Source organism: Pseudoduganella ginsengisoli, from assembly GCF_009720865.1.
In the GTDB taxonomy this organism is placed as follows: Bacteria; Pseudomonadota; Gammaproteobacteria; order Burkholderiales; family Burkholderiaceae_D; genus Rugamonas; species Rugamonas ginsengisoli.
In genome coordinates this window covers 197,601-211,278 of the sequence record NZ_WNLA01000010.1, presented here as the reverse complement: position 1 = coordinate 211,278, position 13,678 = coordinate 197,601, and the positions used below count along the sequence as shown (strand labels likewise).

Here is a 13,678-nt window from a genome sequence, read left to right as displayed (position 1 = left end):
GTTGCCGGAACCGTCGGCCACCGCCGAACCGGCCAGGACTGTATCGGCATACAGGCGCACGGTGGCGCCCGCAGCTGCGCCGTTGCCGGTGAAGACCAGGCCGGTAGCGTTGGTAATGTTGTCGGTGTTCGATACGCCGCTGTCCGAAGCTGCCTGCAAATCCGGGGCCGATGGCGCCGCATCTGGTGTCACGTCCACCGTCACGGCCAGCACGGCGGATGCCGCGCTGGCGTTACCCGCCGCATCGGCCGCCTTGGCGGTCAAATTGTGCACGCCGGCTTCCAGTACACTGGTGACGACGCTCCATACACCGCTCGCATCGGCAACGGCCGTGCCAATAATCGTTTCACCGTCATACAAGGTCACGGTGCTGCCAGCTTCAGCCTTGCCGGTGATGGTCGGCTTGGTAACATTGGTCACGTTGTCGGTTGCCGAACTGCCGCTATCGGATGACGCCGTCAGGTCCAGCGCAGTAGGTGCCGCCGGTGCTGTGCGGTCTACCGTTACCCGCAACAATTGCAATGTTATTCCTGCGTTGCTGTTGCCCGCCACGTCGGTTTGCCACACGCTCACTGTCATATTGTTGCCCTGGCCTGAAAACGGGCCAGTGACTGACCAGGAACCGTCGGCAGCGGCAGTGGCAATGCCGATCTGCACCCCCGCCATGGTGACACGTACGCTCGCCCCCGGCTCTGCGCCAGTGCCAGTAAAGGTCAGCATTGCCGCATTGGTGACATTGTCGGTATTGGAAATGCCGGTGTCCGATGCAGCCGCCAGGTCGACGTTTGGCAGCATACCGGGCGGTGTCTGGTCGAGCGTGTAACTCAGCGCAGCAGAACTCACCGACACATTGCCTGCAATGTCAGTCGCAATGGCGGTCACTTGCCGTACCCCCTGGGCTGGCGACGTCGCGTAAGTAAAGCTCCACGCGCCATTGGCAATCGCCGCCTGCACTTGCCCTACCAGTACGCCACCGTCATAGACGGCAACACTGGCCCCAGGTTCCGCCACACCGGTAATGGTTGGCTTAGCCGCGTTGGTAATGCGGTCAGTCGAAGAAATCCCCGTGTCGGATGCGGCCGTCAGCGCCAGGCCAGCAGGTGCGGCAACGGACGTATCGACCGTCACCTGAAGTGCGCTCGACAAGCCGGAATCATATCCCTGGCTATCGGTAACGACCGACCGGATGTAATGCACGCCGGGTGTCAGCGCTGGGCTGGCGATACTCCACTTTCCGTCAGCACCAGCCACCACCGAACCCAGGCTGATACCACCATCGAACAGTTCAACTTTATTACCTGCTGTCGTCGTACCGTCAAAGACCGGAGTCGTGATCTTGGTAATGTTGTCGGTATTCGAGCGGCCAGTGTCCGATGCGTCAACCAGATTAGGGACCACTTGCGCCGGCCCAGGTACGACGGTGACGACAATAGGATCAGATGGTGTCATGCTGAAGCTTCCGGTGTAGTCCGGATCAATGCTCCATATCGTCAGCGAATGCTGCCCTGGTGCGAGCGTGACGCGGAGTGCCTGCATGCCGTCGTCACGAATTGGCACTTCGGAGAAGTCCGTTCCGCCAACCAGCGTGGTGCCGGAGTACACCGCGTACTGCGAGCCACCCAGTCCTTTGAACAAAATGATGGGGTTTTTATCGCTGGTGATGTTGTCCGTATGGGATGGGCCATTATCAGATTCCGGGGCCAGGGCCAGATCACTCGCTGAGAGCCGGGAATCTTTGATAGGAACACCGCCGCCACCCGAAACGTCAACACTCCCGCCGCTTGCAGCTGTCGCACCAAGCTTGTATTTGTCCACCATTCATTTCTCCAACTGGGTAAGTCATTAAAAAAGCAACAATTGTTGCCATAAATAAAATTTCCGGTTGGAATGTATTAAACATCTATACAACTTGTCAAATTATTTTCATAAAAAAACAATTTTGTGGCGTGGCGGCTACGTCACTATTGCAAAATGATTGATTGATAATCCGCACAATCCTGCGTGCCAGTTCCTCCATCTGTTCCGCCGGCACTTGCGCATATCCCAGCATCAGCCCCTGGCACAGGGGCGTTGGCCCAATCGCATGCACAGACAAGGCATTCACCACGATGCCCTCGTCCAGCAAGCGCGCCGTCACCACCTGGTCATCCAGTAAAGGATCGATGAACCGCAGCGCCAGATGCATGCCCGCGGAAGCGCCCTCCACGACCGCCTGTCCCTCCAGGTAACGCTCCAGCGCCGCCTGCAGCGCATCGCGCCGCTGCCGGTACAGCCGCCGCATGCGCCGCAAGTGCAGCGCAAACTGCCCGCTGCGCACAAACTCCGCCACCGCCAGTTGTTCCGCCACCCGCCCCCGCGCCGATGACTGCGCGCGCATGTCCGCCAGCGGTCCGGCCAGCCACGGCGGCGCCACGACATAGCCGATGCGCAGCGCCGGGAACATGGTCTTGCTGAACGTGCCCAGGTACAGCACCGGCGCATCGGGCGCCAAGCCCTGCATGGCCGGCAGAGGCGGGCCATCGTGGCGGAATTCACTGTCGTAGTCGTCTTCGATGATCAGCGCGCCCGCCGCCCGCGCATCGGCAATCAGCGCCAGCCGCCGCGGCAGCGACATCACCGTCCCCACCGGATACTGGTGCGATGGCGTCGTGTAAATCAGCTTGGGCGGTGCATCGCGCCAATGTGCAGCCTGCGGCGCAATGCCTTCGCTATCCATCGGGATGCCCAGCACGTTCAGTCCCGCGCCCCGGAACGCGGCCAGCGCGCCGGCATAGCCGGGATCTTCGATCCACACGGTGTCGCCGTCATCGGCGCAAGCCCGCGCGCACAAGTCCAGCGAACTTTGCGTGCCATCCGTGATCAGCACTTGCGATGCGTCGCACAGCACGCCGCGCGATGCGCGCAGATAATCCGCCACGGCAGCGCGCAATCCGGGCTCGCCGCACGGGTCGCTGTAATTGAGCTGGCGCACCGTCACCGCGCGCCATGCGCGCTCCAGCATGCGCCGCCACAGCGGCAGCGGAAATGCATCGAGCGCCGGTACGCCGGGGACAAACGCGCCCATCGTGTCGGCAGGCCCCAGCACCGGGCGCAGGTTGCGTGCGCGGCGCGACAGCGGCAATGACGGAGCAGGGTTCAGCGCGCCGCCGCTGGCTGCACTAGTCCCGGCATGCACGGCTGCCGCTTCAGCCGATACCTGGCTGGCAATGGCTGCCACTACGGTGCCGCGCCGGTCGCCCAGCACGTAACCTTCAGACGCCAGCTGTTCATACGCATACAGCACGGAATTGCGCGCCACATTCAATTCGCTTGCCAAGGTGCGGGAAGACGCCAGCCGCGTACCTGCCGCCAACGTGCCGTCGCGGATGGCGGAGCGCAGGCATTCGTGCAGCAAGCGCTGGCGCGGCCAGCCCAGGTGGGCGTGGGTCTCGATAAACGTATCGAACAGCAGGGTGTAATCCATGTGGCTCCAAAAAATTCCATATTGGTGGACCTTATGCAAGGGCCAGATCGCCATTATAGTTGCCACTCAACCAACATGAGAGGAGTCATTGACGTCCGCTCTGCCGTAAAGGACAGAGATTCCTGCAGCCAGCGTCGCACGTCCGCGACGGAGAATATTAATCGCAGCATTGAGATCACGATCATGTACCGCACCGCAATCACAGCACTGCCACTCTCTTATTCCAAGGTCTGCGATACCTCTCGGCCTCGTTTCAGGCTTGGCGCCGCAATTCGAGCAGACCTGGGTGGTGAATCTTTCGTCCACTTCGGCAAACCACACGCCATGCTTGATAGCCTTGTACGCGAGTTGATTTCGAAGGGCCGACCAGCCTGCATCCAGTACCGACTTCGCCATGCTGGTTTTGGCGAGTCCCGCCGCGTTGACGTTACCGATCGCGATCAGGTCGAATCGACGTACGAGGTCAGTGGACAGGTTGTGAAGAAAGTCATTCCTGCGCTTGGCGATTTGGGCGTGAATGGTCGCCACCCGCCGTTTCTTATGCGCACGCTGCGCAACCGCCAGTTGCGCCTCGGACTGCCGGTAAAACTGCGGCGCGGACACTTTGTCAGCTATCGACAGCGTAACCAAGTCTTTCAAGCCCAGATCTATCCCCACCTCGCGCAACGGCGCCCGCTTGGCTGGTTCAGACAACTCCAACACGATATTGAGGGACCAATTGCCGCGCCGGTCGCGGGAAAAATTGGTGCCGTCGCAGATTTTCCCATCGGGCAAGGGACGCGAGTAAAACACGCGAAACGTACGGCCGGCAAAGCGGAATGCATTGCCTTCCCGCTTCAGATCGCGTCCCTTGAGCGGCACCCAGCCCAACGCTTTGCGCCCACGGTAACGCAAGTAGGGCCGGCGGCGCTGCTGGCGCGATTTCGCATATTGCTGGCAGACGTCGTTAATCGTTCCGGAATGCAAACCCAACTCTTGGCTACAACCGGTGGTGAGCTTAATCAAATCAAAACCTGTATGCCACGGTCGACTAAAACGCAGGGCGTCCTTCTGCCGGTCATTGCAAAAGTTCCAAACGTCATTTACCTTCCGCGCCTGTTCATTGAGCAGGCCGCTCAGGGACTTTACGCGATATCGATAAACCAGTTTCATTCCACTTTGACCAACACGGCTTGAATTAGTTCCCTTAACTAGTTCTTTTTTAACCGAATGGGACTCGACCGCTTCGCAGTCGGTTTCCTTTATTCCCCGTCCTAAGGACACAGTTTCCTGGAGTAACATCTAATAATGAGCACCCCACCAAGCCACCGCACCCGCGTCCGCCGCGTTGCCGAGAATGCCGCCTATGACAATGCCGTCGTACACGCCATCGTCGACGATGCCTATGTCTGCCATATCGCCTTCACCGACGACCACGGCACACACTGCATCCCGACAGCGTGCTGGCGCGAAGGCAACCACCTGTACATTCATGGCTCCAATGGCAGCCGCATGCTGAAGCGCTTGATGGAACAGGACGTGTGCGTGACGATTACGCTGGTGGATGGCCTCGTACTGGCGCGCTCCGCGTTCAACCACTCCATGAATTACCGTTCCGCCATGATTTATGGCCGCTTTGAAAAAGTCCCGGATGACGACAAGCCGGCAACGCTGGCCACGTTCATGGAATCGCTGGTGCCGGGCCGCCAGGCCGATATCCGTCCCGGCAGCGACAAGGAACATGCCGCCACTACCGTGCTGCGCATCACGCTCGATGAAGCGGCCTGCAAAGTGCGGGCGGGCGGACCGGTCGAAGAAGCGGGCGATGAGGATTACCCGGCCTGGTCCGGTGTCCTGCCGCTGACGCGTGTGCGCGGTGCGCCTGAAACCGCCGAAGGCAATGCAGCGCCGGTGCCTGCCTACGTGCTGGATTGGCAGCGCCGCGCCTGACCGTACCGCCGCAGTGATATCAATTCCCGTATCACTTCCTCCCTATAATTGATCACGGCCGGTATCGGCTGCGCGTACCATGTCGCCATTACAACAAAGGAGGGGACATGGTACGCATTCCACTGGCATGCGCGCTCGCCGCGCTATTGGCCAGCGCTTCGGCAGCAGCACAAACGATTCCGGTAACCATCACGGTGGAGGCGTCGCGCCCCGCCGGTGAACTCAAGCCCATCTGGCGCTTCTTTGGCGCCGATGAACCCAATTACGCCACCATGAAAGATGGCCGCAAGCTGATGGGCCACCTGGGTGAACTGCGGCGCGGCGACGTCTTCTTCCGCGCCCACAACCTGCTCAGCACCGGCGACGGCACGCCGGCGTTCAAATGGGGCAGCACCAATGCTTATACGGAAACCAAAGACGGCAAACCCGTCTACGACTGGACCATCACTGACCGCATCATCGACAGCTACATCGAGCGGGGCGTGCGCCCTTACCTGCAAATCGGCTTCATGCCGGAAGCGATGTCCAGCGCCCCTGCGGGTACGCCGTATCAGCACAGCTGGCGTCCCGGCTTTGCCTATGACTTGATTGCAACCGGCTGGACTGCACCGCCAAAAGATTATGCGAAATGGGGCGAACTGGCTTACCAGTGGACCTTGCACAATATCCAGCGCTACGGGCACGATGAAGTCAAAAAATGGTATTTCGAAGTGTGGAATGAACCGAACTTCCGCACGTATTGGGCCGGCACGCAGGATGAATTCAACAAACTGCATGACTACGCGATTGCCGGCATCCGGCGCGCGCTGCCGGAAGCGTTCGTCGGCGGCCCGGATGTGGCAGGGCCGGGCGGCGAATTCATGGATGCCTTCCTCAAGCACGTGGTCTCCGGCGCCAACCATGCAACGGGCGGCACCGGCACGCCGACGGACTTCCTGTCCTTCCATGCCAAGGGGATTCCCCGCTTTGTCGACGGCCACGTACGCATGGGAATCCGCGAGCACTTGCGCGACGTCGATAACGGCTTTGCAAAAATCGCCGCCATTCCGCAGCTGAAAAACAAACCCATCGTCATCGGTGAAAGCGACCCGGAAGGCTGCGCCGCCTGCCCGGGCCCGCAAAACGGGTACCGCAACGGCACCATGTATTCCAGCTATACCGCCGCCAGTTTTGCGCGCATCTGGGAACTGGCGTCGCGCCGCGGCGTCAACCTGGACGGTGCGCTGACGTGGGCCTTCACGTTTGAAAACCAGCCGTGGTTTGCCGGCTACCGGCAACTGGCCACCAATGGCGTGGACTTGCCCGTGCTGAACGTGTTCCGCCTGTTTTCCAAACTGGGGCAGGAAAAGCTGGCGGCCACCAGCAGCGCCATGCAGCCGCTGGATGACATGCTGGCCAAAGGCGTGCAGGGCAATCCAGACATCGGCGCCATTGCAACACGCACGCCCACCGGGCAAATCGCCATCCTGAGCTGGCACTACCACGATGATGACGTGGCCGGCCCGGATGCGGCAGTCCGGCTGGACCTGACAGGGCTGGGCAAGGATGGCGCGCGCAAGGTCACGCAATGGCGCGTCGACAAGGCCAATGCCAATGCCTACACGGCGTGGCAGCAACTGGGCTCGCCGCAGTCGCCCGACGCCAAACAGTACCAGCTGCTGGAAGGCGCATCGCACATGGCGCCGGTGGCGCTGGCGCCGCTGGCAGTGAAAAATGGCGCGGCCAGCTTGAACTACGTGCTGCCGCGCCAGGGCGTGTCCCTGCTGGTGCTGGAGTAGGGCCGCTAGCTGCCCGCGCCCAGCGCCACCGTCAGCTCGCCTTGCGTCGGATACGTGCAGCACGCCAGCGCGTATCCCTGGCTGACATCGTTGTCGTCCAAACAGAAGTCCGCTTCACGGCGGCAGTCGCCGGACAGTACTTTCACACGGCAACTGCCGCAAATGCCGGAACGGCACTGGCTGCGGATCGGCACGCCATGCTGTTCCAGGTTGTCCAGCAAGCTTTTCTCAGGATCGGCGGGCAAGCTGGTTCCCAGCCCCGCGATAGCAATCACGGCGCGCGGCGCGGCAGGCGCGAGGGCGGACGGTGCGGGCGGCTCCGCCTTTGGCGCACTGAATGACTCGATCAGCAATTCCGCCTGCAGGAAGAATTCGCGCACGCGGCTGCGCGTCTCCAGCGCAAACTGGTAACCGCCGCACAGCAGCACGGCGCCCGGCGCCGCCAGCGCACGCAGCATGTCGTCCGAAGGCCGGCCGGCGCGGAAGTGGCGCGAATTCGAATCAATCGGCTGGCGCGTGATAAAGACCTGCATGTCGAACCAGCTGCTCGTCAAATCCAGTTCCAGTAATTCATTCAGGAACGGCACGTCCTGTACGCGCGGGCAGCACAGGTACAGCGTCACATGCGGCACGGATTTGCCGCCTTTCGCCTGCTCCGCCAATTCACGCAGCAGCGCAATCGGCAACGTTACGCCGATGCCGCCGGCCCACATCAGCACTTGCTGGTGCGCCGCCACGGCGTCGACCGTGATGTCGCCGCCCGCATACAGCAGCGTGACGGCAGCGCCCTCTTCCAGGCTGGCATGCAGGCGGTCCGCCACGCCATGCGTACCCGTGCGGCGCACGGCGATTTCAAAGACGTCCGGCGCAGGCTTGCGCGTGACGGAATACATGCGGTGCTGCACGCCACCGGCCATGTCCGCATATTCCAGCGCCACGTAGCGCCCCGGGTCGATGTCATGGCACAGGCCGTGCGATGCGGGAAGCCGCAGGGCAAACACTTTGACATTGCCTGCTTCCAGCGCCGTGCTGTCGCAGCGCACACTCACGCGGGCATTCATGACACCACCTCCAGCACGTCGCCTTGCGATACCAGTTCCGGCGCATCGAGGCCGATGCGGGCGATCAGAGCCTGCACCGAACCCGTGTACACGCCAATTTCATTTTCAGGCCCCACATCGGCGAGGATATCGGCGGCATGGGGGAATTCCAGCATGGAGAACACGTGGCTCCACGCGCCCATTTCATTGTTGGCGAACATCTCGACGGTTTTCGAAATCACGGCGCGCAGATAGCTGCGTTCGCGCCGGCTCAAGCCGCATACGATATCCGTGGCAACGAAACTGAATACGCTTGAGTGGCTCCACTCATCCATCGCATGCGTCTTCGTCGTGCGGTGGCAAACGCTCTGGATACCGCTGTCTTCGGCCATGGTTTTCAAATAATCCGTGATCAGGGTTTCGCTGGCGCAGGCCATGGCGAAGCGCGTCAAACGCCGCTCCCATTCAGCGTTGCAGCTGGCCAGTACGGCGCGGCGCCATTGCACCAGGTTGAACGCCGTGAATTCCAGCGGCGCCAGGCCCCGCTTCGCATAAATGTAATTGGACGCCAGCAGCGACATGCGCGTGTGCAGCGCTTCATCGAGCAGCGCTTCCGACATCACGTCCTGGATCACGCCGCGGTTGCGGCTGTTGGCCGGCGCCACCTTGATCAAGTCTTCGCATGCCGGCGTGACGACGTCGCATTCGATATAAACGGTTTTCAAGTTATAAATGCCCCACGCGTAAGACAGGCAGCGGGACTTCAATTCTTCCGGCGCGGTGCGCCACGCTTCATGGTCCCGGAACGGCAGCAGCGATGCGCTGAAATCGTGCTTGGCGGGATCGAATTCCAGGTCGGCATAGTGCACAGGACCTTGATTGACTGCCGCGCGCTGCTGCCACAGGGCCGACAGTTTTTTCAGCATCACGGCGACGCTGTCATCTTGTTGGGTTTGATGGGTATTCACGGGTATCACCTCTGAGTTCAATCACGCTGGACCGCTTGCGCCAGCCACGCACTGAAGAATTGGCGCGCCTGCTGCTGCAGCGCGGCGCCATGCCGCTGGGCGCCGCGCCGCAGCGCCGCCACGTCCACACCGGCGCCGGCGATTTCGCACGCATGGCCGACCAGCCAGTGTTCAATTTGCTCCCCCTCGGCTTCCAGGTGGAATTGCAGACCCAGCGCGCGCGGGCCATATGAAAACGCCTGGTTCGCGCACATGGGGGTCGAGGCCAGGTGTACGGCGCCGGGTGGCAACGTGAACGTGTCGCCGTGCCAGTGCAGCACGTCGGCCAGCTCGCCAGATAAAAACCGCAGCGGCGAATCCTGGCCCGCGCTGGTTAAGGTCAGCGGGCTCCAGCCGATTTCCTTCACGCCGGATGCATACACTTCGCCGCCCAGCGCAGCCGCCATCAATTGCGCACCGAGGCAAATGCCCAGCGTAGCTTTTCCGGCAGCCAGCCGTTCTTCCAGCAGCGCTTTCTCTTCGTGCAGGAACGGATAGCGGTCTTCTTCGTAGACTCCGATCGGCCCGCCCAGCACCACCAGCAGTTTCGGCTCAAGTGCCTTCACTTGCGCGGCCAGGCCGCTGGCCCACGCGGGCAGGTAATGCACCGTATAGCCTTGTTCCACCAGCACCGCTTCCAGCGATCCCAGATGTTCAAAGGCGACGTGCTGAATTGCGACAACGTTTTTCATAATGGCCTCCTTAGCGGTTGCGGCCGGCGGCATACTCGCCGTGGAACATCATCAAGCCGTCATCCATGCTGTACACCTTGGTGACGGTATCGGTGGCGGTATCGATCTTGACCAGATGGTTCGAAATAAAGCTCGACACATAAACGGCGTCGCCATCCTTGGTGGCGCTGGCCGTGTGCGCATTGCGGAAGTCAGCCGGCAAGCCCTGGCCGGGCGCCAGGCGCTTGATGAATTTCGGCGCGGCGGGATTGCTGACATCCCAGATCGACACGTAGCCATCGCGGCCATAATCGCTGGCCGGTGCATTGGGCTTGCGGCCCCACGAATCTTCTTCCGCCACATACAACTTGCCGTGCGCCAGCGCCACGTCGGATGGGGAGCGCAGCAAGCCCACTTGCTGGGGATTTTGCGTGCCAATCACGCGCGTGGCCTTCATATCCTGCACGTCGACCAGCCACACGCTGGGCTCAATCACAAACTGGCCCGGCTGGGTGGCCGATGTCGGGCCTTGCTGCATGGTGCCGATGTAGGCATAGCGGTCCGTCATCCACACGGCATAGTGGGCCATGGCGCCATACATATTGCCCGCGCCCAGTTTGATTTCGCCCGTGACTTTGACTTCGCCGGTTCGCGTATTAGGTTTGTAGACGCGCACCGTACCCATGTCATAGTCATAGCCGACACCCAGGCCCACCGTGCCGGAGTTGTTGAAGTTCACGCCATGCGTCTGGCGCGTCAAGTCGCCGTCCGAATACACGGGAATCGGATGCAGCTTGCCGCTGCCCTTCACCTTGAAGCCGCGCACGCGGTTATCCGTGTAATGGGTGACGTAGAAGTATTTGGAATTGGGCAGGAATGTCGGACCGTGCGTCTGCGTGTAGGCGGGACGCGTCCACGGCATGACCGGCTGTTGCGGCGACACTTGCGTGACGGTCTTGAATTGCGACGGCGAACCGGGATGCGCCAGCGGTATGGTTTGCAGCACTTTCGCATCGATCGTGCCGGCATCCCAGTCGACGTGTTTCAAGTGCACGGTCACCACCGATGCCGTATAGGGCGGCACGGCGTCCGTCAGCATGTACACGGTCTTTTCATCGGCGCTGATGGCCGTGTGCTGGCAAGCCGCCGGTTGCCAGCCATACACGGTTGGCAGCGCGACTTTCGCCATCTGGTCGGTTTCGGAATTGATCAGCACCAGTTCACAGCCTTGCATGTTCACACCGGACAAGATGTGGCTGGCCAGTGCCGTGCCAGGGAGCGCGGCGGCGCCCAGTGCTGCTGCAAAAATGCCGGAGATTGCCGTATGCATTGTCTTCATCATGTTGGACCCTCTGTCTTGGAAAGTAATGAATAAGTGGACCTTGGCATGGAGGTCTTATAAAAAATGCCATGGACAGTATGGAGTCCTAATGAAATCGTGTCAGTCAAGCCAGCGACAATTTAACAATGTGCTCAAAAAACCAACTCATCCGTAAAAATGCATGGTCAGCGCGGACCTTCCGCCAGCAATTGGCCGATCAGCGCGCCTACCGCCAAGTCATCAACCTGGCCGATTTGCTGGAAGCGCAGTGCGCCCTGGCGGTCGATCAAAATCAGCGTGGGCGTGCCCCGCATGCCGTACTTGCGCATCGTGCGCGGAACGTTGCCGTCGCCATCCGGCTGGTCGACGCCGATGGGAAACGCCAGCCGGTTTTCATGGATAAAAACTTTCAGCGCGTCCGGTCCCATGACAGCATGGTGTTCAAAGACCGTATGCAGGCCGATGACTGCCACATCGTCCCGTTCAAATTGCGCGTGCACGCGCTGCATTTGCGGTATGCCATGCTGTACACAGCCGGGACACAGCATTTGAAACGCATGCAGCGCGATGACCTTGCCGCGCAAATCCGCCAGGGCCAGCTCTTGTTTGGTGTTAAACCATTGCGCCACTTCCAGCGCAGGTGCCTCAATCATGATTGTCTCCAGAAAAAGTAAAACCGCGCGTGCGGCTTGCGGGCCGGACGCGCGGTGCGTTGAACCTGCCGCTGCGAATCAGCCGCGGACGTCGGCCATCGATGCGCCAAAGTTAATGTGGTACACGCCGCCGTCCAGCACGAGCGCCGGCACGGATTTCACGCCCAGCTTTTCCGCTTCATCGATGCGGTTGCGGGCATTGCCGAAGTGGACGATTTCCAGGTCATACTTGCTGGTGTCGATGGCCGATGCAACGGCTTGTTCGGCGGACACGCAGACAGGGCAACCAGCGTGGTAAAAGGTGGCTTTGCTTTTCATGGTGATACTCCTTCAGGTCAAGTGATACAACGGGAACCCGCAAACGCGGGCGGGGTTACGGGTTTATTCGGCTTTGCCCGGCAAACTCAAGTCGCCGGACGCCACATCGAATACGTTGACCACACACAGCAAGGGCTGGTGCGGACTGGCGCCGACGCGCAAGCCGGCTGTCACACCGTCGAACGCCACGCCTTTGAAATTGGTCACATCGTCAAACGGCACCCGCACCTTCACGGTGCTGGCGGCAAAGCGGGGCGCGTAGCCGGGGCTGTCGATCAGCAGCGGCACGCCGGGCCACGTCTTCGGCAATTTGGGCCTGGTCCCTGCGGGGATGTCCTTGACCTTCAACGCGCCCTTGCCGCACGCTTCGTCCGGCGCCAGCACGACCCAGTGGCTGTGCCAGTCATTGCCTTTGGTGTCGAACAGCGGCGTATCGTCGAAATCCGGATGCGTGGTGACTGCCAGCGCGAGGATGCCCGCGCCTTTATCGAAGCCCACTTCGGACGGATCAATCTTGGTCGGCCACACATAGGAAAACACATCGCTGCCTTCAAACTTGCCCGTTTTTTTCGGCTTCACGGCGCCCGCCGTACCGGCCACCGACATGGCAAACACCAGCTGGTTTTTCTCGGCATCGACGCTGATTTCCGCATTGACGATATCGAAGCTGGCGTCCTTCACATTGCCCTGTTTCGCGCTGACGGCATGGGCGCCGGCCTGCTGCGCAGCCAGCATCGCCAGCACGGTGAACACGGCAGCCAAACGGTTTCGCTGATACTTCATTTAGGACTCCTAAATATATAAGTCAAAAAAAATGGCGGGGTACGCCCTGGCCGGCGCTGTGCAGCGTCAGCCCACTTTCCGGATCGGCACGACTTTCTGCGTGTGCACCGCATGCTCCGGACAATCCAGCCGCAAGTGCCGGTCTGCAAATGGCGCCCCCACCAGGTTGCAATAGTGAGGGAATTGCGGGTCGTCATGCGGCCGGTAATAGCTGCACGTGACACACATGCGCGCAGTGGAAATCTCGCCCCGCTCCTGCATGTTCCTGATGAGCTTAACAATCAAGCTCAACAGCGTACTTTTTTCTTCCGGCGTCAACGCCAGCAAACTCATTGCCAGCAAGCCGCCGCTGTCGCCGCCGGATGCCGCCAATTCTTTCCCCTTCAGAGACAGCGACAGCGACACGGCGCGCCGGTCATCCGATGCACGTCCCTTATCCACCAGCCCTTTGCCCACCAGCGTGCTGACTGCCTCGCTGGCGGTGGCTGCCGTAATGGCCAGCTCTTCAGCAATGACCGACAGGCGCAGCGCTTCCTGCCGCGTGCTGAGCAAGGTCAGGATATCCGACTGCGTCGGCGTTATCCCTTCGGCAAATGCCCGCGCCCAAGCCTGGCTGCGCATGACGGTGGCAATCCGCGCCAATCCCGTTGCGATGGTCTGCTCTATTGGCGCGCTGATGGTATCAAACGGATTCATGCAAGGAAATTAATTAGTT

At 60.9% G+C, this 13,678-nt stretch carries 13 protein-coding genes; 2 read left to right on the top strand and 11 right to left on the bottom strand.

All coding sequences use genetic code 11. The features are described 5' to 3' along the window. The 3 genes from GM668_RS16260 to GM668_RS16250 all read right to left on the bottom strand — a co-directional run. The coding region (locus GM668_RS16260) for an Ig-like domain-containing protein (protein ID WP_229499409.1) at window positions 1–1,449 on the bottom strand (1,449 nt) is incomplete at its 3' end. Between the two features lie 463 nt (window positions 1,450–1,912). Further along, a complete protein-coding gene (gene pdxR, locus GM668_RS16255) occupies window positions 1,913–3,463 on the bottom strand; it encodes a MocR-like pyridoxine biosynthesis transcription factor PdxR (protein WP_155440007.1) in 1,551 nt (516 codons plus the stop codon). 66 nt (window positions 3,464–3,529) lie between these two features. Continuing rightward, window positions 3,530–4,615, bottom strand: a complete 1,086-nt coding sequence (locus GM668_RS16250) for an RNA-guided endonuclease InsQ/TnpB family protein (protein WP_155440006.1) — start codon at window positions 4,613–4,615, stop codon at window positions 3,530–3,532. A gap of 135 nt (window positions 4,616–4,750) precedes the next feature. Here GM668_RS16250 and GM668_RS16245 point away from each other — a divergent pair, with 135 nt between their 5' ends. Then, the gene (locus GM668_RS16245; protein WP_155440005.1) at window positions 4,751–5,392 is read left to right on the top strand and encodes a pyridoxamine 5'-phosphate oxidase family protein; all 642 of its coding nucleotides are present in this window, start codon (window positions 4,751–4,753) and stop codon (window positions 5,390–5,392) included. Between the two features lie 107 nt (window positions 5,393–5,499). Beyond that, on the top strand, window positions 5,500–7,170 hold the full coding sequence (locus tag GM668_RS16240; RefSeq protein ID WP_155440004.1) for a GH39 family glycosyl hydrolase: 1,671 nt from the start codon (window positions 5,500–5,502) through the stop codon (window positions 7,168–7,170). Window positions 7,171–7,175: 5 nt separating this feature from the next. On the opposite strand, the gene GM668_RS16235 is transcribed toward GM668_RS16240, so the two are convergent. The 8 genes from GM668_RS16235 to GM668_RS16200 all read right to left on the bottom strand — a co-directional run bounded on the left by GM668_RS16235 (window position 7,176) and on the right by GM668_RS16200 (window position 13,659). Then, window positions 7,176–8,231, bottom strand: coding sequence for a 2Fe-2S iron-sulfur cluster-binding protein (locus GM668_RS16235; RefSeq protein ID WP_155440003.1), 1,056 nt, complete (start codon window positions 8,229–8,231; stop codon window positions 7,176–7,178). Beyond that, the gene (locus GM668_RS16230) at window positions 8,228–9,178 is read right to left on the bottom strand and encodes a diiron oxygenase (protein ID WP_170305667.1); all 951 of its coding nucleotides are present in this window, start codon (window positions 9,176–9,178) and stop codon (window positions 8,228–8,230) included. Before GM668_RS16230 ends, GM668_RS16235 begins: the two co-directional genes overlap by 4 nt. A 17-nt stretch (window positions 9,179–9,195) precedes the next feature. Further along, a complete protein-coding gene (locus GM668_RS16225) occupies window positions 9,196–9,909 on the bottom strand; it encodes a glutamine amidotransferase (RefSeq protein ID WP_155440002.1) in 714 nt (237 codons plus the stop codon). 10 nt (window positions 9,910–9,919) lie between these two features. Next, window positions 9,920–11,230, bottom strand: coding sequence for a YncE family protein (locus GM668_RS16220; RefSeq protein WP_155440001.1), 1,311 nt, complete (start codon window positions 11,228–11,230; stop codon window positions 9,920–9,922). A gap of 164 nt (window positions 11,231–11,394) precedes the next feature. Further along, the gene (locus GM668_RS16215) at window positions 11,395–11,862 is read right to left on the bottom strand and encodes a peroxiredoxin family protein (protein ID WP_155440000.1); all 468 of its coding nucleotides are present in this window, start codon (window positions 11,860–11,862) and stop codon (window positions 11,395–11,397) included. Window positions 11,863–11,940: 78 nt separating this feature from the next. Next, window positions 11,941–12,180: a thioredoxin family protein gene (locus GM668_RS16210; protein ID WP_155439999.1), complete on the bottom strand. Its 240-nt coding sequence runs from the start codon at window positions 12,178–12,180 to the stop codon at window positions 11,941–11,943. A 63-nt stretch (window positions 12,181–12,243) separates the two neighbouring features. Next, window positions 12,244–12,963: a hypothetical protein gene (locus tag GM668_RS16205; protein ID WP_155439998.1), complete on the bottom strand. Its 720-nt coding sequence runs from the start codon at window positions 12,961–12,963 to the stop codon at window positions 12,244–12,246. Between the two features lie 66 nt (window positions 12,964–13,029). Then, window positions 13,030–13,659 carry a MarR family winged helix-turn-helix transcriptional regulator gene (locus GM668_RS16200; RefSeq protein ID WP_155439997.1) on the bottom strand — a complete coding sequence of 210 codons (630 nt, stop codon included), beginning with the start codon at window positions 13,657–13,659 and terminating at the stop codon, window positions 13,030–13,032. Between the last annotated feature and the right edge of the window lie 19 nt (window positions 13,660–13,678).

Bases quoted from the DNA above. Each gene is read 5' to 3' on its own strand.
- GM668_RS16240 (WP_155440004.1), top strand. From the start codon at position 5,500: ATGGTACGCATTCCACTGGCATGCGCGCTCGCCGCGCTATTGGCCAGC.
- GM668_RS16210 (WP_155439999.1), bottom strand. From the start codon at position 12,180: ATGAAAAGCAAAGCCACCTTTTACCACGCTGGTTGCCCTGTCTGCGTG.
- GM668_RS16205 (WP_155439998.1), bottom strand. From the start codon at position 12,963: ATGAAGTATCAGCGAAACCGTTTGGCTGCCGTGTTCACCGTGCTGGCG.
- GM668_RS16245 (WP_155440005.1), top strand. From the start codon at position 4,751: ATGAGCACCCCACCAAGCCACCGCACCCGCGTCCGCCGCGTTGCCGAG.
- GM668_RS16225 (WP_155440002.1), bottom strand. From the start codon at position 9,909: ATGAAAAACGTTGTCGCAATTCAGCACGTCGCCTTTGAACATCTGGGA.
- GM668_RS16200 (WP_155439997.1), bottom strand. From the start codon at position 13,659: ATGAATCCGTTTGATACCATCAGCGCGCCAATAGAGCAGACCATCGCA.
- pdxR (WP_155440007.1), bottom strand. From the start codon at position 3,463: ATGGATTACACCCTGCTGTTCGATACGTTTATCGAGACCCACGCCCAC.
- GM668_RS16220 (WP_155440001.1), bottom strand. From the start codon at position 11,230: ATGATGAAGACAATGCATACGGCAATCTCCGGCATTTTTGCAGCAGCA.
- GM668_RS16215 (WP_155440000.1), bottom strand. From the start codon at position 11,862: ATGATTGAGGCACCTGCGCTGGAAGTGGCGCAATGGTTTAACACCAAA.
- GM668_RS16235 (WP_155440003.1), bottom strand. From the start codon at position 8,231: ATGAATGCCCGCGTGAGTGTGCGCTGCGACAGCACGGCGCTGGAAGCA.
- GM668_RS16250 (WP_155440006.1), bottom strand. From the start codon at position 4,615: ATGAAACTGGTTTATCGATATCGCGTAAAGTCCCTGAGCGGCCTGCTC.